Source organism: Anaerotruncus sp. G3(2012) (assembly GCF_000403395.2).
Taxonomy (GTDB): Bacteria; Bacillota; Clostridia; order Oscillospirales; family Ruminococcaceae; genus Anaerotruncus.
On the sequence record NZ_KE159657.1, the window covers coordinates 312019 to 331166 of the forward strand.

At 56.3% G+C, this 19148-nt stretch carries 16 protein-coding genes; 12 read left to right on the plus strand and 4 right to left on the minus strand.

Annotation, left to right across the window (positions count from 1 at the left end; genetic code table 11):
* The first annotated feature begins 41 nt into the window (after positions 1-41).
* The 5 genes from C814_RS07375 (at position 42) to C814_RS22015 (ending at position 6552) form a co-directional block, all read left to right on the plus strand.
* Positions 42-857, plus strand: coding sequence for a sugar phosphate isomerase family (locus C814_RS07375; protein WP_016315009.1), 816 nt, complete (start codon positions 42-44; stop codon positions 855-857).
* 140 nt (positions 858-997) lie between these two features.
* On the plus strand, positions 998-2158 hold the full coding sequence (nagA, locus tag C814_RS07380) for an N-acetylglucosamine-6-phosphate deacetylase (RefSeq protein ID WP_016315010.1): 1161 nt from the start codon (positions 998-1000) through the stop codon (positions 2156-2158).
* A 25-nt stretch (positions 2159-2183) separates the two neighbouring features.
* A complete protein-coding gene (locus C814_RS07385; protein WP_016315011.1) occupies positions 2184-3341 on the plus strand; it encodes a class II fructose-bisphosphate aldolase in 1158 nt (385 codons plus the stop codon).
* 12 nt (positions 3342-3353) lie between these two features.
* Complete coding sequence (locus tag C814_RS07390) at positions 3354-4841, plus strand: lactate racemase domain-containing protein (protein WP_016315012.1); 1488 nt, start codon at positions 3354-3356, stop codon at positions 4839-4841.
* Between the two features lie 433 nt (positions 4842-5274).
* Positions 5275-6552, plus strand: a complete 1278-nt coding sequence (locus C814_RS22015) for a hypothetical protein (RefSeq protein ID WP_016315013.1) — start codon at positions 5275-5277, stop codon at positions 6550-6552.
* A gap of 147 nt (positions 6553-6699) precedes the next feature.
* On the opposite strand, the gene C814_RS07400 is transcribed toward C814_RS22015, so the two are convergent.
* From C814_RS07400 to C814_RS07410, 3 genes are all read right to left on the minus strand, one after another.
* Positions 6700-6960, minus strand: a complete 261-nt coding sequence (locus tag C814_RS07400; RefSeq protein WP_016315014.1) for a hypothetical protein — start codon at positions 6958-6960, stop codon at positions 6700-6702.
* Between the two features lie 271 nt (positions 6961-7231).
* Positions 7232-8407, minus strand: coding sequence for a M20 family metallopeptidase (locus C814_RS07405; protein WP_016315015.1), 1176 nt, complete (start codon positions 8405-8407; stop codon positions 7232-7234).
* Positions 8408-8511: 104 nt separating this feature from the next.
* Positions 8512-9912, minus strand: a complete 1401-nt coding sequence (locus C814_RS07410) for a YfcC family protein (RefSeq protein WP_016315016.1) — start codon at positions 9910-9912, stop codon at positions 8512-8514.
* A 219-nt stretch (positions 9913-10131) separates the two neighbouring features.
* Here C814_RS07410 and C814_RS07415 point away from each other — a divergent pair, with 219 nt between their 5' ends.
* Entirely contained in the window at positions 10132-11076 is a 945-nt protein-coding gene (locus tag C814_RS07415; RefSeq protein ID WP_016315017.1) for a LysR family transcriptional regulator, read from the plus strand.
* 51 nt (positions 11077-11127) lie between these two features.
* On the opposite strand, the gene C814_RS07420 is transcribed toward C814_RS07415, so the two are convergent.
* Positions 11128-12039, minus strand: a complete 912-nt coding sequence (locus C814_RS07420) for a LysR family transcriptional regulator (RefSeq protein ID WP_016315018.1) — start codon at positions 12037-12039, stop codon at positions 11128-11130.
* A gap of 220 nt (positions 12040-12259) precedes the next feature.
* Here C814_RS07420 and citD point away from each other — a divergent pair, with 220 nt between their 5' ends.
* From citD to citX, 6 genes are all read left to right on the plus strand, one after another.
* Positions 12260-12562 carry a citrate lyase acyl carrier protein gene (gene citD / locus C814_RS07425; protein WP_016315019.1) on the plus strand — a complete coding sequence of 101 codons (303 nt, stop codon included), beginning with the start codon at positions 12260-12262 and terminating at the stop codon, positions 12560-12562.
* Positions 12559-13473: an aldolase/citrate lyase family protein gene (locus C814_RS07430; protein ID WP_016315020.1), complete on the plus strand. Its 915-nt coding sequence runs from the start codon at positions 12559-12561 to the stop codon at positions 13471-13473. Before citD ends, C814_RS07430 begins: the two co-directional genes overlap by 4 nt.
* The gene (gene citF / locus C814_RS07435; protein ID WP_016315021.1) at positions 13470-15029 is read left to right on the plus strand and encodes a citrate lyase subunit alpha; all 1560 of its coding nucleotides are present in this window, start codon (positions 13470-13472) and stop codon (positions 15027-15029) included. Before C814_RS07430 ends, citF begins: the two co-directional genes overlap by 4 nt.
* Positions 15030-15059: 30 nt before the next feature.
* Positions 15060-16427, plus strand: a complete 1368-nt coding sequence (locus tag C814_RS07440; protein ID WP_016315022.1) for an SLC13 family permease — start codon at positions 15060-15062, stop codon at positions 16425-16427.
* Positions 16428-16586: 159 nt separating this feature from the next.
* The gene (gene citC / locus C814_RS07445) at positions 16587-17627 is read left to right on the plus strand and encodes a [citrate (pro-3S)-lyase] ligase (protein ID WP_016315023.1); all 1041 of its coding nucleotides are present in this window, start codon (positions 16587-16589) and stop codon (positions 17625-17627) included.
* 12 nt (positions 17628-17639) lie between these two features.
* The gene (gene citX / locus C814_RS07450; protein WP_016315024.1) at positions 17640-19034 is read left to right on the plus strand and encodes a citrate lyase holo-[acyl-carrier protein] synthase; all 1395 of its coding nucleotides are present in this window, start codon (positions 17640-17642) and stop codon (positions 19032-19034) included.
* Positions 19035-19148 lie beyond the last annotated feature (114 nt).

Below are 19148 nucleotides of genomic sequence, written 5' to 3' on the forward strand. Positions count from 1 at the left end.
GTTTTCAGGCAGACCCGGGATGAAAGGAAGTGTTTGGACAGATGAACTATTATCAGATTCCCAGCGCAGAGTTGGGGAAGAATGCAAAGCTGCCGATTCTCAAACTCGGGGATTCGGGAGAAGTTTTTTATGAACTGGCGCTTGAGATGGTCAAGGGCATTGAGGAGAACAACGCCAGAGGGGACAAGACCGTCTATATCTGCCCGGTCGGACCGGTGGGGCAGTACCCAATTTTTGTACGTTTGGTGAACGAACGGCGCCTTTCCCTGAAAAACTGCTGGTTCCTCAATATGGACGAGTATCTGGACGAAAACGATCGCTATCTGCCGGTTGACCATAAGCTCTCGTTCCGCGGATTCATGCAGCGGGAGGTCTATGGAAAGATCGACCCGGAGCTGCTCATGCCGGAGGAACAGCGTGTATTCCCCGATCCCCAGGACCCGGCGTCGCTCACAGCCCTGGTCGAACGGCTTGGCAAGGTGGATATTGCATTTGGCGGGATCGGGATCAACGGCCATCTGGCGTTCAACGAGCCACAGGAAGGGATGAGCGAGGAGGAATTTGCCCAGCTTACCACCCGCGTGCTTGACATCAGCCGCGAGACGCTGACCGCCAACGCGATCGGTGACCTGAGCGGTGCGATCGAAGCTATGCCGAAGCGGTGTGTGACCATCGGAATCAGGGAGATTCTTTCGGCAAAAAAGGTACGGCTGGGCGTCTTCCGCGACTGGCACCGCTCGGTGATCCGGCGCGCGGCTTATGGGGAGCGTACCGCACAGTTCCCGGCAACCCTGCTCCAGAACCATCCGGACGCCATGATCCTGACCAACAGCAATGCGGCCCAGCAGCCATTCTAGAGATACAGGGCGGTTTGAAACGTTTTATCTGTCCTTTCCGAGGGGGAAGAAGCCGGTAAGCAGAACCTCCGCCGCATCGAAGGAAAGGGCTGGACAGGTTTCAGCAGGGGAAAACAAGAGATTTTAGAGGGAAAGCTACCATGGAAAAAGTATTGCTTCAAAATGCGTGTTTCTATAAGGATGGCAGGTTTTCAGAAGGGAATCTGCTGATAAAGGATGGGAAGATCGAAGCGCTGGGCATCGGGATTTCGGCAGACTGCGAAGTGGTCGATCTTGATGGCGCCTATCTGGTGCCCGGCTTTCTCGATGTGCATACCCACGGCGCTGCTGGTGTGGATGTCAATGCTGCGGATGTGGCAGGGCTGGAAAAGATCGGGAAGTTTTTCGCTTCGCAAGGGACAACAGGCTGGCTCGCCAGCGTCCTGACCGATACCGAGGAACAGACCACCTGGTGTCTCGAGCAGATCCGGCAGGCATCCGGACGCCCGACGGAAGGGGCGCAGCTGCTCGGCGCGCATCTGGAAGGCCCGTTCCTGGCATCGGAGTACAAGGGCGCAATGCCTGAGCACCTGCTCCAGCAGGGGAACATTGGCCTCTTCCGCAAATACCAGGCTGCGGCGGGCGGTACGGTGCGGTATATCACCGTTTCCCCGGAGGTTGAAGGGGTTCCTGAGATGGTAGAAACCCTTTCCAAAGAGGTCCGGATTGCGATTGGCCATTCGGGCGCGGATTATGCTTCCAGTATGCACTGCATCCGCAATGGCGCATCCAGCTGCACCCACACTTTTAATGCAATGCGGCTGTTCCACCAGCATGAACCAGCGATTATGGGCGCGGTGCTCGAATCGGACATCTATTGTGAAGCGATCTGCGACGGGCGGCACCTGCATCCTGCCACCGTCCGGATGCTCCTGAAAGCCAAAGGGTACGACCGGGTCATCGCGGTGACCGACAGCATCATGGCTGCGGGCCTGCCAGACGGCGATTACAAGCTGGGAGTGAATGATATTGTGGTCGAGGATGGGGATGCAAAGCTCGCTGACACCGGTGTACGTGCGGGGAGCACGCTGACCACCGGCCGGGCGCTGCGCAATCTCGTCCATTTCACCGGGCAGCCGGTCGAACGGGTGCTCCCGCTTCTCACTGAGAATCCGGCGCGGATGCTGGGGATATTCGGGCGGAAGGGTTCGCTCGAACCAGGAAAGGATGCAGACCTGGTGGTGCTTGACAAAGCGCTTCAGGTAAAGGCCACCTATGTCGGTGGGAGGGCTGTTTATGTCAGGGACGGCCGGAACGTTTAGAGGATTACAATAAGGGGGAATCATTATGCCATTGGTACCACTGCGTGCCATTCTGGAAGCAACCGACAGATATCAGTACGCACAGGGAGCGTTCAACGTGAACGCGGTCGCGCAGGCGAAAGCCGCGATTGAAGTGCACGAGATGTTCCGCAGCGCGGCGATCCTACAGGGCGCTGACCTCGCAAACGGGTTCATGGGCGGACGCATAGATTTTATGAATGCGACCCTTGAAGATAAGAAGGCCGGCGCAAAAAATATTGCGGCAGCGGTGAAAAGGTATGGGGAATCCAGCCCGATTCCGATTGCGCTCCATCTCGACCATGGTCGGGACATCGACTCCTGCAAGGCGGCGATTGCGGGCGGTTACACCAGCGTGATGATCGACGGTTCCAGCCTGCCGTTTGAGCAGAACATTGAGGTCACCCGTGAGGTGGTCAAATATGCGCACGAACGGGGCGTTACTGTCGAGGGGGAGCTGGGTGTGCTTGCAGGGGTGGAGGACCATGTGTTCAGCGCCAGTTCGACCTATACCAATCCGCTCGACGCGGTGGAATTTTTCAAAAAGACCGGTGTAGACTGCCTCGCCATCAGCTACGGCACCATGCATGGCGCCAGCAAGGGGAAGGACGTCAAGCTGCGCAGGGAAATTGCGATTGCAGTAAAGGAATGCCTGATGCACGAGGGAATCTTCGGTGTACTGGTCAGCCATGGGTCGTCTACCGTCCCGCAGTATATTGTTGACGAGATCAACGCACTCGGCGGAGAGATCAAAAATGCCTACGGCATCGCGCTCGATCAGCTCAAGGCGGTTTCCAAGTGCGGGATCGGCAAGATCAACGTGGATACCGATATCCGGCTTGCGGTCACCCGCAACCTCAAGGAGCTGTTCCGTGACCGCCCCGAGCTGCAAAAAAGCGAAAAGGTCGGGAAGATGTACGAGCTTCTCGAGTCGAACAAATCCGCATTCGATCCGCGCGTATTCCTGCCGCCGATCATGGATACGGTCATGTATGGCACCATCGACCACGACGACCTGTCTGCGGTCACAGGCTGTATCGAGCGCGGCGTGAAAGAAGTGGTCGGGACACTGATTGTCGAGTTTGGCTGCGTGGGCAAGGCGCCGCTGGTCGAGCGGGTGACACTGGATGAGATGGCGGAGCGCTACCGCAAGGCCGGGATTTGAGGAGGAAAACAGATGAGACTGGAATTTGAATATGGACACGGCACAATGGCAGCAAACCTGCCGGACACCACCGATGTGTTTATCCCGGGGCAGACGGTGCCCGATCCGCCCTGTATCCCGGAAGACCGGATTGCCGAGGAGACGCTCAAAAGCATCCGGAATCCGATCGGTATGGAGCCGCTTTCCCAGCTGGCGCACAAGGGCAGCAAATGCGTCATCGTGTTCCCCGACCGGGTCAAGGGCGGGGAGCAGCCGACCGCGCACCGCAAGGTATCCATCCCGCTGATCCTGGACGAGCTTTATGCGGCCGGTGTCGAGAAAAAGGACATCCTGCTGATCTGCTCGAACGGCCTGCACCGCAAGAATACCGAGCAGGAGGTTCGCGGGGTACTGGGGGAGAAGCTGTTCAACGAGTTCTGGTATACCCATCAGATCATCAACCATGACAGCGAGGACTACGACCATCTGGTTGATCTCGGCACCACCGAGCGGGGGGACCCGGTGCTCATGAACAAATATGTCTATGATGCGGATGTTGCGGTCCTGATCGGCCATGTACAGGGCAATCCGTACGGCGGCTACTCGGGCGGTTATAAACACTGCGCGACCGGCATCACCCATTGGCGGTCGATCGCGAGCCACCATGTTCCGCAGGTCATGCACCGTCCCGACTTTGTCCCGGTCAGCGGCACCAGCCTGATGCGCACCAAGTTTGACGAAATCGGTATGCATATGGAAAAATGCATGGGCAAGAAGTTCTTCTGCTGCGACGCGGTGCTCGACACCAAATCCAGGCAGATTTCGGTCTACAGCGGTTATGCCAAAGAGATGATGCCGATTAGCTGGAAGGATGCGGATAAGCGCACCTATGTCCACTGGGCGGAGAAAAAGTATGATGTATTGGTGTTCGGGATGCCGCAGTTCTTCCACTACGGGGAAGGGATGGGGACCAACCCGATCATGCTGATGCAGGCGCTTTCGGCGCAGGTGATCCGCCACAAACGGATCATGAGCGACCACTGTGTGATTATCTGCTCCTCCCTCTGCAACGGCTATTTCCATGACGAGCTGTGGCCTTATCTGCGGGAGATGTATGAGATGTTCCAGCATGACCAGATGAACACGCTGCCGGACATGAACCGCTATGGTGAGTATTTTGCGACCAATGAGGAATATATCCGCAAGTACCGCTATTGCAACGCATTCCATCCGTTCCATGGGTTCAGCATGATTGCCTGCGGCCATATCGCGGAGATGAACACATCGGCGATCTATCTTGTGGGCGCACAGGAGCCGGGCTATGCCCGCGGGATGGGGCTGAAAACCCGTCCGACCTTTGAGGAAGCGCTTGAGGATGCGAAGAAAAAATTTGTCGGGCCGAACCCGAACATCCTTGCCCTGCCGCTGACCTTCAAAACGGCGTCAGTGCATCTCTGCATGAAAGACCCTGCGCAAAACAGCGCGGCAGCCGATATGGGCAGCCATCCCTGCTGCGGCTGATTACAGAGAACGGTTCGGCTCCTCTGCGGAAGCGCCGTCCTGATGAAAAGGAACACCCTCTATGCAGAAAACAGACTGCATAGAGGGTGTTGTTATCAGGTGTGGGCGAGTGGAAAACAACAGGATCCTTTTGCTTTTAAATCGGAACAGGCGCGAATCCGAACGGTTTGTGCGGGGATGTATGCCCAGGAATGGCAGAATTATTCCTAGTGTTTAGTGGAATCGGCTGTATATCTTTAGAAACTGTTTAAAAAATCAAATTTTAATTTTATATATTAAATTAAATTATGAATTATAGACAATAAAAATGACAATATGGTAACAAAATCCTCTTGAAAAAGTCTTGTGGCCCGGTTATACTGAGACACGTTCCAAGCGGCCCGGACGACGGACGCCGCGGATCAAAACTTTTCTTTCAGGAGGATCCTAAACCATGAAAAAAGCGATTGCTATGCTGCTTGCAGTTTCTGCGACTATGGCCCTCGGCGTGACCGCCCTTGCGGATGACGTGGCCCAGGTGGCCGACACCGGGTCGAGCTCTTCCGATGTTTCTTCGGACAATAGCTCTTCGGACGCTTCGTCTGACAACAGCTCTTCCGACACCTCGTCTGACAACACTTCTTCCGATAACAGCTCTTCGGATGCATCTTCGGACAACAGCTCTTCGGACAACTCTTCCAGCTCTGAGGACGAGACCCCGGTGGGTGAGCCCTCTTCCCTGGTCTTCCACTCGGATGAGGACGGCACTGTCCTCGGTGAAGACCTCCTCGAGCCGGGCAGAGAGTACCGGTTCCCGGCATACGTTGAGTTTGGCGGCCAGAGAGCGAAGGTCGCAGTCAGCGACGAGCTGCTCAAGGACTACAAGTTCAATTACACCCGCGTGACCGCTTCGGGCGTCAAGACCTTCAAGATCGAGGAGCGCAAAGGCGTTTACTATCTGATCATCGAGACCAAGGACACCACCCCGACCAAGCCGGTTGACGTGAAGTACAATGTCAAGCTGGTCCGCAAATCCAACAATATCTCGGTATTCAGCCAGGAGGTCAAATTCTCCTACGGCTATGACGAGAGCAACGACGATTATATCAATGATCTGGACAAGGGCGATATCGTCGAGATCGACAACAACCGTCCGGTTATCACCAAAGAGCAGTTCAACAAGATTGCGAAACTCAACGATTATAAGAACGTCACTCTGGCGGGTGCCGGCTGGCAGTTCACTGTCAATGTGACCGACGAGACCACCAAGAACATGGTCTTCACCAACGCTGGTGTCAAAGAGATCATGGCAAAATATCCGGATCAGGACTTCAAGTTCTTCCGGTTCGGCGGCAAACCGTCCTTCAACTCGACCGGTAAGGTCGCGCTGGATGTCTCGGACATCGTGGACGACTACGAGAGCCTGAACCTCTACCGCTATGCGAACGGCCGCGTCTACCAGCTGAACGCGTCCTACAATGCAGCGGATGAGACTCTGGAGTTCCGTACCAACAAGCTCGATACCTTCTTTGTCACCGACAGGTCGATCAAAGACGGCACCATTATCGACGAGAACGTTGTGTCTGGCGGCAGCAATGCTGACAGCAACGTCAACACCGACAAGAACAACCCGGGCACCGGTGCTGGCGACATGATCAACGCGGCTGTTATGGCAGGGATCGCTTCCCTTGCGGCTGCTGGCGCGATCGCAGCAAACAAAAAATCCAAATAAGTACATCTTTGTAAAAAACAATCTGCCGCCCCAATCGGGGCGGCATTTTTGATTATAATGCGCAGGGACTGTTTGAAGAATCGCAATGAGCGTTTTTTGCTATCAAAAGCGATATTTTTGCGCCGAAGTACAGCTGTTAAACACCTCTCATTTCGGGTCGATGCGATGCATCGGCTGCGGGGAGCCGCTTTGCATACCGTCTTCACCGCGCATATCTCGCACCTGCTCCCGCAGTACCCGGACCTCCCAACTCAAATTCCGCAGCTCATCCTGTAGATGTTCCGTCTGCTCGATCGCCCGGCCAAGCGACATGGAAACCATAATTGCAAAAACGACCAGCCCCCAAAATACACCAAAGAAATGGGCAATCAGTGCGACCCAGAATCCCGCAACCATCATGCGAATCATGAATGACCCTCCTTCTCAGCATTTTGCATTTTATAAGAAATTATAGCAGAAGCGGGTCCCATTCGCAAGTAAGAGGTATTGCCATCGACACGCATGAAACCGCGTAAAAGAGTAGTTTGCCTCTATGGAGGTGCTGTATGCATGGTTCAACAAGATGCAATCCCGTGGATTCTGTCATTGGGCCGAATCCACGGGATTTTATGAGGCTTTCCTATAGGAAGATAAGCCTGCTGGCAACCAGAGCGTTTCGGGCAGGGGCCACCCTTACCGGTTACAGGTTTGTGCACTTGTTGTTCTGGAATTCCATCTGGATTTCAGACAGGCGTTCCGGCTCCTGGATCAGATCGCAGGCGACGCCGCAGAGCACCTTTGCAGCAATCACAACCGCCTCGTGCGCCTCTTCCCCCTTACCCGCCTGGAGGAACTCCAGCGAATGGGAGGATGTCCCAGGCGGGACCATGGCTACCCGTATACAGCTTCCCGGAACCTCATACATAACATTGCTGAAATCGGAAGAACCGGTTTTTTCACGGGGAGGGCTGAGCCTAGGTGCCTGAACCAGTTCTGCATTCTCCATCAGAAGCTGATTCAGTTTCAGAACCGGAATCTTATTCGCCAGCCGATCCCCTTCTTTCAGGTCGTAGGTCACGTCGGCAATGAGCGCCGCGCCTTCAATGATTTTCCGGAACCGTTCCACCACCTGATCCAGCGCTTTGCGGGAGTAGGAGCGCAGGGAGAACCGCCCGATTGCGGTGTCCGGGACTACATTGGCAGGGCCGGGGGACTGGGTAATGGTATAGTGCATCCGGGTGTCCTCCGGGACATGCTCCCGCAGGAATTCCACCCCCTGGAAGGCCACAAGAAGCGCGTCCAGCGCACTGCGGCCGTCCTCCGGCTTCAGGGCAGCATGGGCTTTCCTGCCGTGAAAGGTGACGGTAAAGCTGGACATAGCCATCGACTTCACATCCACAGTGGTGGTGGGGGAGCCATGCATCATCAATGCCACGTCAATGTCTTTAAAGCAGCCATTTTCCAGCATCCGCAGTTTTCCATGGGTAGTCTCTTCGGCGGGCGTGCCATAGACTACCACAGTATAGGGCATTTCTCCGGCGCATACCTTCAGGGCCTGAGCCGCTCCCACGATGGCAGGACCCTGCATATGGTGCCCGCAGGCGTGGCCCAGCCCCTCCAGGGCGTCATACTCACACAACAGCCCGATCCGAGGGCCACCCTCTCCGTTCTGAAAAACTGCCCGAAAGGAGGTGGCGATCCCTCCCACACCGTGTTCAACCTGAAATCCACATTGGGTCAGATAGCCGGTGATGGCTTTTTCTGCCGAAACTTCCTGAAATCCCAGCTCCGGATGATCATAGATATTGTCAGCCATGGTCAGGAGGGCTGAACGCTGGCTCTCAACTGTCTGGAAAAGCTCGTCTTTTGTCATCATTTCTGGATCCTCCTTGGATTTTTCAAGCCTGCGGCAACCCCGCCGCAGGCCCGAAAAGAACCATTTTCTGATTTTTTTTCAATAGGTTCATTCGAAACAGGTTATCAGGCCAAACGGATAAACTGTGCAATGCTGACCAGGATGCAGCCGGTTACACACCAGATCAGGAACAGCTTCCACATGAATTTCATCCACTTGTCATAGGGTACGTTGGCCGCACCGATCAACCCCATCAGAGCGGTGGAGGTAGGCAGGACATAGTTGCAGAAGCCGTCTCCAAAGTTAAAAGCGAGAATCGCGGTCTGGCGGGTCATGCCGACCAGATCGGCCACAGGCAGGAACAGAGGCATGACCACTGCGGCCTGACCGGAACCGGAGGTGATGAAGCAGTTGATGACGATGTTGAGCAGGAACATCACAGGGGCTTGAAGGAAGGAGGGCACCACGTTCAGGACACCCGCCATCGCATAGACGATGGTGTCGATGATTCCGCCGGCGGAGAGGACCGCGGCGATCGCCCGGGCCAGGCCGATAATCAGGGCCGCGCCCAGCATCGTCTTGCATCCAACCACCAGACCCTTGGCGATGGCGGAAGGACCTTTCTTGTCGAGCAGGCCGACAATTACCGTCAACCACAGGAACATGGCCGCAAAGTTGGCCATTTCCCAATCCAGGTTCAGGCCCCCGTAGACGATGAGACCGAGCGCGCCGACCACGACTGCCAGGATCGCCCAGCGCCGCCAGGTCATGGTGCCGAAGGAATCCAGGTCCGCATTGTTTTTCATCTCGTTCTGCTGGTCCAGCTCATACATGGGACTCAGCTGGGGGTCTTTCTGGATTTTCATGGCATAGCGGATCAGATAGGCATTCGTGATAATATAGAATACCACCAGGCATACGAACCGGTATCCGATGCCGGAGTAGGGCTGCAGACCAGCGATCTCCTGCGCAACAAGGGTGGTATTGATCTGAAGGGTGCCGGTGGAGAACCCGATAGCGCCGCCCAGAAGGATGATGCCCACGCCCACAATCGAGTCAAGCCCCAGTGCGTAGGAGAGCATCAGGGTGATGGGAACAAAGGGGATAAACAGGTTCACGCCCTGGGAGGTGCCGATGGCTGTGAACACCAGCGTCAGAATCGGGATGAAGATGTATAGCCGCGAGGAAAACCTTCTTGCCACCTTGGCCACCGATGCCTGAAGCGCGCCGCTCTCGGTCACCATATGGAATGCGCCGCCTGCAAACAGGATGACCAGAATCAGGTCGATGGATTTGGAAAACCCGGTGACCACATAGTCCATGATGGCCCAAGGGGTGACGGGTGTGCTCTCCACAAGATGGAAGCTGCTCGGGTCAATCAGTTTTTTCCCGGTAGCCGCGTCTTCAACCCGCACATATTCGCCGGACGGGATGAGCCAGGTCAGCACAACAGCAGCCAGGATGATGACGAAGATGATGACCAGTGTGTGTGGCATTTTAAATGCTTTTTTTGCTTTTGGTTCCATAAGTTTCTTTCCTCCTCTTCTTGGTCCTGCCGGGCAGGGGACTCACCGCTTCCCAACCAGAGGTTCCCAGCCTGACAGCTTTATCAGGACACCAACGCAGAAAAGCCTTGCCGCTTTTCCTGACATTCAGTATAATGGAATGGCAGAATAACGCAAATCATCTCGCTTTTTAGGTGGTATAAGAAAAACTTATGGTTGGTACGCGGAGGAGGCTGTTTTATGAATCTGAAGGAGCAGCACTATATTGTGACACTGGCCGACTGCGGCAGCATGACCCGGGCCGCAAACCGTCTCGGGGTGACCCAGCCAGCCCTGTCCTCCTATTTGTCCTCTGTGGAGAACGGGCTGGGATACCCGCTGTTTGAACGTACCGGGAAGAGGCTGGTGCCCACCTATCTGGGGGAGGTATATCTGGAAAAAGCCCGAAAAATACTGGCGCTTGGGGCAGAATTTGACATCCAGCATGACCTTGTGCTGCATGGGCATCGGGGACGCCTGCGGGTGGGCTTCCCCATACGGCGCTCTCCACAGCTGGTGCCATCGGTGTTGAAAACCTTCCAGAACCTCTATCCGCATGTAGAGCTTGTGATCTATGAAGGCAACATCAAAACCATGGGGGAGCTTCTGAGCACCGACCAGCTTGACCTGATGCTGTGCAATGCGGTCCAGCCCGATCAAAAGTTCGAATATACCCTTTTAGACCACGATCCGGTGCTTTTTCTGGCGCCAAGGGACCACCCCTTGTGCGGCTATGCGAAATACCGGGAGGGGTTTGCCTGCCCGTGGATCGACCTGAAACTGTTTCAACAGGAAGTTTTTATCCTACAGCACAACGACCAGAGCCTGCGTCAATATTCCGATGAGCTGCTGCGGCAGGCAGGGGCAACCCCCCATCGCACCACTCTGATCCGCAATATCGAGACAGCCGCCCAGATGACGGCAAGCGGCCTTGGTGTTTCCTTCTGCCTGAAAAGCTACCTGCGGGATATGCGGTTTATTCAGACACCCCAGGTTTTCTCGGTGGGGGAGCGGCAGCTGTCCGCCGATTTTTCGGCGGCGTACCCCAGGGGCAGCAGGCCCTCGGAACATGCAGTCCACTTGATAGAACTTATCAGGGAACTGGTGGGGATGGAGGAAAACCCGCTCCACAAATTCTTTCTTTGAATTTTGTGCAACTTTTTTCGGTGACCGCCGGACGACTTGGAAACAAGCGCATCAATGATAAAAGTCTTCCTGCTGGAGCACGCGGGTTACAATCTGGATAAACTCGACAGAATAACGAGGGAGTTTTTCCTCTCTGGGATAGCAGGCATAAAAATGCCGGTGGTTCTCGTAATCCAGAAGCGGATAAAAGGCCCCATGGCGGCGGGTTGGGCCGTCTACATAAATATTGGAGCAGAGCATACAGCTCCCGGTCCCCAAGGCTACCCGCCGGGCGACCTCCAGAGAATCGGTTTCAAGCAGAATATGCGGCATCAGGCCACAACGCCGGAACAGGTCATCCTGGACCACCCGGACGCTGTGGCCTTTTTTCAGGCTTACGAACGTTTCTTCTCCAGCCATATCCAAAGTGATGGGGGTCCCGTCCGGATAGCGGGCAGCCAAATGGGAGCGTTTCCCTGCCAGAATGCCGATCACTTCCCGTTCGATCAGCTCGTAGGATAGGCGGGGGCTGGTAGATTCGATCGCGGCCAGAGCCAGGTCTACCTGGCCCTGGAGGACCAGTTCCTCCAGATGGGCGCTTCCCCGCTCGGTGATCTCCAGAAGCACATGGGGAAACTGGGCCATGAACCATGGCAGAGCCAGCGGAAGCACCTGCATGGCGCGCTGGACGCTGATCCCCAGCCGGAGCCGGCCGCTGTTCTCCTCCCGGATCGCCTGGATCTGGGTTTCCAGGCGCTGGCTGGCGGCCAGGATGATCCCGGCAGTTTGCAGATATTTTTCCCCTGCGAAGGTGGGCCGGAAGGGGGACACGCTCCGGTCGAACAGCGAGACCCCCAGTTCGGCCTCCACCTGTTTGAGCATCTGGCTCAGGGAAGGCTGGCTGATATAGAGCTTTTTTGCGGCGGCGGTGATACTGCCTTCCTGCGCGATGGTGCGGATATAATGGGCCTGTTTCAGGTTCATAGAAAAATCCTCCCCGGTTTGTTGCAAAACGTCCAAATGGTATGGCCTGCATCTGCTTTACATCATAACATAATCTCTATATAAGTCAATCTATAGCGGGTTTCATAAGAAAAAAGTTATATAAAATGCAGAAAAATTCTATTTGTCCCTAATGAGGATGCATGTTAAACTATTGCCATCAAAGAGCGGAAAGACCCCATTTTATAAGGAGGCACAGGAGATGGAAATTTTGAAGCCAGCCATTGCCGGAACAATGGAATCCAGCGATGCGCAAGTGACAATAGAGCCGGGCACAGCGGGTATTGAGCTGACCCTTACCAGCAGCGTCATGAATCAGTATGGGCGGCAGATCAGATCCACCATTTTGGAGACGTTGGAACGGCTGGGCGTTGCCAGCGCCCGTGTAACCGTCGTGGATAAAGGGGCGCTGGACTGTACCCTGAAAGCGAGGGTGGAATGTGCGGTGTTCCGCAGCTGCGGCCAGTCGGCCGCAAATATCCCCTGGGGAGGTGCGGTAAGATGATTCCCCGTCCAAGACCCGAACGGTTCCGGCTGCGCCGCACCATGATGTTCATGAATGCACAGAAACCGGGGCTGATCAAAGATGCTTATATCTATGGCGCTGATTCCATCATGCTGGATTTGGAAGATGCGGTGGCCGAGAACCAGAAGGACGCCGCACGTTTCTCCCTATACCACGCTTTACGGTCGATCGACTATGGTGACACCGAGGTGATCGTACGCATCAATGGTCTGGATACCCCCCATTGGCGGGAGGATGTCCGGGTGTGCGTGGCCGGCGGAGCCGACGGAATCCGCATCGCAAAGTGCGAGAGCGCCGATGATGTGCACACCATAGAACGCGCGGTGGAGGAAACCGAGCGGGAGTTTGGTGTGGAGCAGGGGAGGACCCTGTTGATGGCCGCGCTGGAAAGCCCCAAGGGGGTGCTGAATGCCTACGAAATCTGTTCCGCATCCGAGCGGATGTTTGGGGTGGCGATCTCGGGCGGTGATTTCCGGAAATGTATGCAGACCACCCCGCAGCGGGATGGTGTGGATATGCTGTTCGCCCGCGGACAGATGCTGCTGGCTGCCCGCGCTGCGGGAATCCAGTGCTTTGACACCGTATTCACCAATCTGGACGATCAGGAAGGGTTCGAGGCCGAAGTCCTGCAAAACAAGGCAATGGGGTTTGATGGAAAAAGCCTCATCAACCCCAGACAGATTCGGTTTGTCCATCAGGTTTTTGCCCCCACTGAAAAAGAGGTCATGCAGGCGGAAAAAATCCTGCTGGCCTACCGGGAGCAGTCTGCCGCCGGGGTGGGCGTGTTCACTGTGGACGGCAAGATGATCGACATTGCCTTTATTCCCGGTGCCGAACGTACGCTGCGTCTGGCGCGGGCCTGTGGTATGTATGAGGGGGATCTGATATGAAAAATGCAGTTGGAAGGGAAATTCCCGATGCCCTGTTGACCGGGGGGCGGGAAGTTTATCAGGGGAAAAACCACATGGACGGCAGATACATCCAGAAAGCCGCCCCAAAGACCCGGCGCTGCGAGAAGCCGCAGGAAAGCAAGGTGGTGGAATCCATCGCACAGGCGCTTCGGCAGTGCAAAGCCGCAAATGGTATGACCTTTTCGTTCCACCACCATCTCCGGGATGGGGACTATGTGGTAAACATGGTGATGCAGACCGCTATTGAGCAGCTGGGACTGGAAGAACTGACCATCGCAGCCACCAGCCTGGGTTCGGCCCACGACCCTATTGCCGATTATATCGAGGCGGGTAAGGTGGTGGGGATCCAGACTTCCGGCATCCGGGGCCGGATGGGGGAGGTCGTGTCCGCTGGAAAGCTGAAGACCCCCGCGGTGATCCGCAGCCATGGCGGACGTCCCCGGGCGATTGAGGGGGGCGAAGTGCACATCGACATCGCCTTTATCGCCGCCCCTACCAGCGACTGTATGGGCAACTGCCGGGGGATCGGCGGCAAGTCCAACTGTGGAAGCCTCGGCTACGCCATGACCGACGCCAGATATGCCGATCATGTGGTGGTCATCACCGACTGCCTGGTGGATTTTCCCAACATGCCCGCCAGCGTAGAAGCCATCGACGTGGATGCGGTCGTGGTGGTGGACTCGATCGGCAACCCGCAGAAGATCGCCTCGGCCGCAGCACGCATCTCCCAGAATCCCCGTGACCTGATGATGGCAGAGGATGTCGCAAAGGTGATCGCCTCCACCCCCTACTTCAAGGATGGGTTTTCGTTCCAAACCGGCGTGGGCGGGCCTTCCCTCGCGGCCAACCTGTTTCTGGAACAGTATATGGATGACCGTGGAATCCGGATGGGCTGGGCCATCGGCGGTATCTGCGGGCCTATGGTGGAACTGCTGAAAAAGGGCAAGGTAGGCAAGGTGATTGACGTTCAGGACTTCGATCTGGATGGGGTGAACTCGATCCACCAGACCCCCGGACACTTTGAGATGAGCGCCAGCCAGTACGCCAATCCCGCAAACAAAGGGGCTTTCGTGAACAAGCTTGACTTTGTGGTATTGGCCGCGCTGGAGATCGACACCAGCTTCAATGTAAATGTTCTCACCGGCTCGGACGGTGTCCTCCGCGGCGCCCCCGGCGGGCATCCGGATGCGGCAGCCGGGAGCAAGTGCTGTATCATCGTCACTCCTCTGATCCGGGGGCGGATGGCCACCGTCTGTGAGCATGTGGTCACCGTCACGACCCCCGGGGACTGTGTGGATGTGCTGGTCACCGATTACGGCATCGCTGTCAACCCTCTGCGGCCGGACCTGATCCAGTGTCTGGACGCGGCTGGGATTCCCCATGTGGGCATTGAGACGTTAAAAGAGAAGGCGTATGCACTGGTGGGGACCCCTGACGATCTGGAATGGGAGGAACAGGTGGTAGCCGTACTGGAAGCCCGGGATGGGACCATTCTGGATGTCGTGCGGAAGATCAGGCCGTTTACGCTGGGCTGACAGAAATCAAACAGAAAGAGGTTACAGATTATGACTGAGACTATGGTAGGTATTCTCGGCTTCCTGTGCATCATCGCTATCGTGGTGACGCTGTTCCAGAGCCGTACCCTTCCAAGCATTGCTTTTATCGTTTTCCCCTTTACCCTGGCGGTTGTCCTCGTATTGGGCGGTTACTATACCATGGGGAATGTAGGCTCCCTCATCAAATCCGGGTTTGGGTCCACCGCCCCTACTGCGGCTCTGTTTGTATTCAGCGTACTATATTTTGGGATTATGACAGATGCTGGTATGTTTGATGTTATCATTGGAAAATTGATGAAGGTGGTGGGCAACAGTGTTGTAGGCGTTACCGTCATGACCACTGTGATCGCCCTCATCGGCCATCTGGACGGTGGCGGGGCCTCCACCTTCTGTATTGTGGTTCCCGCCATGCTGCCGGTCTACAGGAAGATGCACATGCGCCCCGCTACCCTGCTGCGTGTGAGTGTGCTGGCGATGGGCGTACTCAATCTGATGCCCTGGTCCGGTCCCACCGCCCGCGCTGCCACTGTGCTGGGCATAGAGGCCAGCCAGCTTTGGAGCACGCTGCTCCCCATCCAGGCATTTGGCATCGCTCTGTGTCTGGCCCATGCTGTTTTGGCCGGTGTTCAGGAGCGGAAACGGGGTGCGGGCCTCAACGGCAGCCTGGCCCAGCTGGAAGGCGAGGTGGTGCTGGATGATGCTGCCCAGGAAGCGAAGAACGAGCTGTCTCGCCCCGGTCTTTTCGCGGTCAATGTCCTGCTCACGGTCGCTGTAATCGCCCTGCTGATCTGGGATAAATTCCCCAGTTATGTGCCCTTCATGCTGGGCGTGGCCGCTTCACTGCTGATCAACTATGGGTTTACCGCCAAGGCCCACAAACAGATCATCAACAGCCATGCCGCTCCCGCTTTGATGATGTGCTCCACCCTGATGGGCGCCGCTGTTCTCATGGGCGTGCTGGTCAAGAGCGTCACGGTCAATGACGTGGAGGTTGCCAGTGTAGTCACCTGCATGTCCAACCTCATCAAGATGGTCCTGCCCGCTTTCCTGGGCCGTCACCTGCCCATTGTAATCGGCATCCTGTCTGTACCTTTGGCGCTGGCTTTCGATACCGACAGCTACTTCTACGGTATGCTCCCTGTTATGATCGGTATCGGCGAAGGATTCGGCATCGCCGCCCTGCCTATCGCTGTGGCAATGGTGGTCTGCCGCAACTGCGCCACCTTTATCAGTCCTATGGTACCCGCCACCCTCCTGGGCGTTGGCCTGGCCGATGTGGACATCAAGGACCATATCAAGAACAGTTTCCCCTATGTCTGGGGCTTCTCCATCCTGTGTATGCTGGTGGCTATTCTGCTGGGTATCATGCCTCTGTAAGCGCTCTCCTTTTCTTGTTTCCCCTGGCGTTCGTCGGTTGCTGCGTCAGGGGACTTTTTTTAGCAACCGCCCTCTGTTATAATGAAAACGCTGGAAAACATCAGGATGGTTCTTTTCCAACCTGCGGCGATCCCACACTGCTGATATGAGGTGAATTTTATGGCAGATACATTGATTGCGGTTTCCCCAAAAGACACACGCGCCCAACGGCAGCTGGACGCACTTCTGGAGCAGGAGGGAATCTGCCGGGACGGGAATCTGGACTACACCTGCGGCCTTTTTGATGCGGATTGGAAGCTGGCTGCCACAGGAAGCTGTTTTGGAAATACCATCCGCTGCCTGGCGGTGGATCGGAGGCGCCAGGGGGAAGGGCTGCTCAACCAGGTGGTAAGCCACCTGATGGAGGTTCAGGCGGAACGCGGGAATACCCACCTGTTCCTATACACCAAGCCGCAGAGTGCCAGATTTTTTTGTGATCTTGGGTTTTATGAGATTGCGCGGGTAGAGGACCGTCTGGTCTTTCTGGAGAACCGCCGCCGGGGCTTTTCCGACTACTGCACAGCACTGGAACAGATGCGGCGGGAAGGGGAGGCGGCCGCGGTCGTTATGAATGCGAACCCCTTCACACTGGGCCACCTGCATCTGGTGGAGCGGGCCGCAGCGGCACATGAAACGGTTCATCTGTTTGTCCTCAGTGAAGAGGCCGGCCCCATCCCTTCCACTGTCCGCCGGCGTCTGGTACAGGCGGGGGTGTCCCACCTATCTAATGTGATCTGCCATGAATCTGGCCCCTACATCATCAGCGGGGCCACCTTTCCCAGTTATTTTTTAAAGGATGCGGATTCGGTCATCCATACCCATGCTGCTTTAGACCTGGAGGTCTTTGGAAAGATCGCCCCCCGCCTGAATATCAGATACCGCTATGTAGGGGAGGAGAAGAGCAGCCGCGTCACAGCCCTGTATAATGGGGAGATGGTCCGGCGCCTGCCGGAACTTGGCATCCAGTGCCGGGTGATCCCGCGTCTGGAACACGATGGGCAGCCGGTGAGCGCCAGTACAGTCAGAAGATGGATTCATGATGGGCGGCTGGGGGAGATCGGTCCTTTGGTGCCCAAAACAACCTGGGACTATTTTGCCTCGCCCGAGGCCAAGCCGGTAATTGCTGCCATCCGGGCCTGTGAAGATGTGATCCACTATTGAAAGGAGCGGACAATGGAACGGGAAGTGACATTGACAGAAGTGTTGGAGGCCAGGGAAAACAGGGTATGGCATCAGAACGCCCTGCTTGAAAAATATGGGGTACCGGTCATCTCCTTCACCCTGAACATCGCCGGACCGGTCAAAGATTCCCCCCTGATCCGGCGGTCGTTCCGGGCGGGACAGAGACAGTTGGAGGCCAGTTTTCAGGCAGCGAAACTCCCTGTATTGGATCGTCAGGAGCTGCTGGCTCCCACCGGTTGTGAGGCGCGGTATGCAGTGAAAGGAACAGCCCGGGAAGTGAAGGCGCTATGTGTTTCGATCGAAGACAGTACCGGGCTGGGCAGGCTGTTCGATATGGATGTCCTGGCTCCGGATGGCCGCAAACTGGATCGGGAAGAGGTTGGGGGCGGCTCCCGCAACTGCATCGTCTGCGGTGCGGAGGGGAGAGGGTGCGCCTCCCGGCGGGTCCATTCGGTGGAAACGCTTCAAAAGGCGACTCTGCGCATCATGGAGGAGCACTTCGCCGCTGCGGACCGGGAAACTGTCGCTGCACTGGCGACAAGAGCCCTGCTGGAAGAGGTCTGCATCACGCCCAAGCCGGGCCTCGTAGATCGGGCAAACAACGGCAGCCACCGGGATATGGACCTTTTCACCTTTCTTGCCAGTGCCGCAGCTTTGGCCCCCTATTGGTCCCGCTGTGTGCAAATCGGCCAGGATACGGCAAAAGGCACCCCGCCGGATACCTTTCAGGCCCTGAAACAGGCCGGTCAGAGTGCGGAACGCACCATGTTTGCCGCTACAGGCGGCGTCAATACCCACAAAGGAGCGATTTTTACACTGGGAACCATCTGCGGTGCTGTGGGGCGGCTGTGGCGGGCGGACAATCCCTGCCGGGATCCAAAAGCCATACTGGCGGAATGTTCCGCCATGGCGACCGCTGCGGTAGAAGCGGATTTTGCGGGCCTGAGCGATGAAACTGCCCATACCACTGGACAAAAGCTCTATCTGCGGCAGGGGTTGGCCGGGGTCCGAGGGGAAGCGGCCCGGGGTTTTCCGGGGGTCTCTGAGATTGCCCTCCCTGCGTTCCAGAGGGCGCTGGACTCCGGCCGAAGCCGAAACGATGCAGGGGCTGTCGCGCTGCTTCACCTGATCGCGAAGGTAACCGACACCAATATGATCGCCCGGGGTGGGCAGTCTGCTGCCAAAAGAGCGGCGGAGGACTGTGCCCGGCTGCTGGAACGCAGCCCTCTGCCGGAAATGGAGGATATTGCAGCTTTGGACCAGGCGTTTATCCAACAGAACCTCTCTCCGGGAGGGTGTGCCGATCTGCTGTCTGCATCGCTGTTTTTGTGGGGCTGGGAGAATGAGGAAATTTTGCACAAACCCTGCGAAAAAACATCTCCATGATTTTTTCAGAGTTGTCTTGTTTAATGTTGCAAAAGATGGTAAACTGGTAAAGAGCGGGGCGACATGGAGGCAGGATTTTGTCAGTATTGGAGGTGACTGTAAAATTTTAGCTGC

Bases quoted from the DNA above. Each gene is read 5' to 3' on its own strand.
- C814_RS07375 (WP_016315009.1), top strand. From the start codon at position 42: ATGAACTATTATCAGATTCCCAGCGCAGAGTTGGGGAAGAATGCAAAG.
- nagA (WP_016315010.1), top strand. From the start codon at position 998: ATGGAAAAAGTATTGCTTCAAAATGCGTGTTTCTATAAGGATGGCAGG.
- C814_RS07385 (WP_016315011.1), top strand. From the start codon at position 2,184: ATGCCATTGGTACCACTGCGTGCCATTCTGGAAGCAACCGACAGATAT.
- C814_RS07390 (WP_016315012.1), top strand. From the start codon at position 3,354: ATGAGACTGGAATTTGAATATGGACACGGCACAATGGCAGCAAACCTG.
- C814_RS22015 (WP_016315013.1), top strand. From the start codon at position 5,275: ATGAAAAAAGCGATTGCTATGCTGCTTGCAGTTTCTGCGACTATGGCC.
- C814_RS07400 (WP_016315014.1), bottom strand. From the start codon at position 6,960: ATGATTCGCATGATGGTTGCGGGATTCTGGGTCGCACTGATTGCCCAT.
- C814_RS07405 (WP_016315015.1), bottom strand. From the start codon at position 8,407: ATGATGACAAAAGACGAGCTTTTCCAGACAGTTGAGAGCCAGCGTTCA.
- C814_RS07410 (WP_016315016.1), bottom strand. From the start codon at position 9,912: ATGGAACCAAAAGCAAAAAAAGCATTTAAAATGCCACACACACTGGTC.
- C814_RS07415 (WP_016315017.1), top strand. From the start codon at position 10,132: ATGAATCTGAAGGAGCAGCACTATATTGTGACACTGGCCGACTGCGGC.
- C814_RS07420 (WP_016315018.1), bottom strand. From the start codon at position 12,039: ATGAACCTGAAACAGGCCCATTATATCCGCACCATCGCGCAGGAAGGC.
- citD (WP_016315019.1), top strand. From the start codon at position 12,260: ATGGAAATTTTGAAGCCAGCCATTGCCGGAACAATGGAATCCAGCGAT.
- C814_RS07430 (WP_016315020.1), top strand. From the start codon at position 12,559: ATGATTCCCCGTCCAAGACCCGAACGGTTCCGGCTGCGCCGCACCATG.
- citF (WP_016315021.1), top strand. From the start codon at position 13,470: ATGAAAAATGCAGTTGGAAGGGAAATTCCCGATGCCCTGTTGACCGGG.
- C814_RS07440 (WP_016315022.1), top strand. From the start codon at position 15,060: ATGACTGAGACTATGGTAGGTATTCTCGGCTTCCTGTGCATCATCGCT.
- citC (WP_016315023.1), top strand. From the start codon at position 16,587: ATGGCAGATACATTGATTGCGGTTTCCCCAAAAGACACACGCGCCCAA.
- citX (WP_016315024.1), top strand. From the start codon at position 17,640: ATGGAACGGGAAGTGACATTGACAGAAGTGTTGGAGGCCAGGGAAAAC.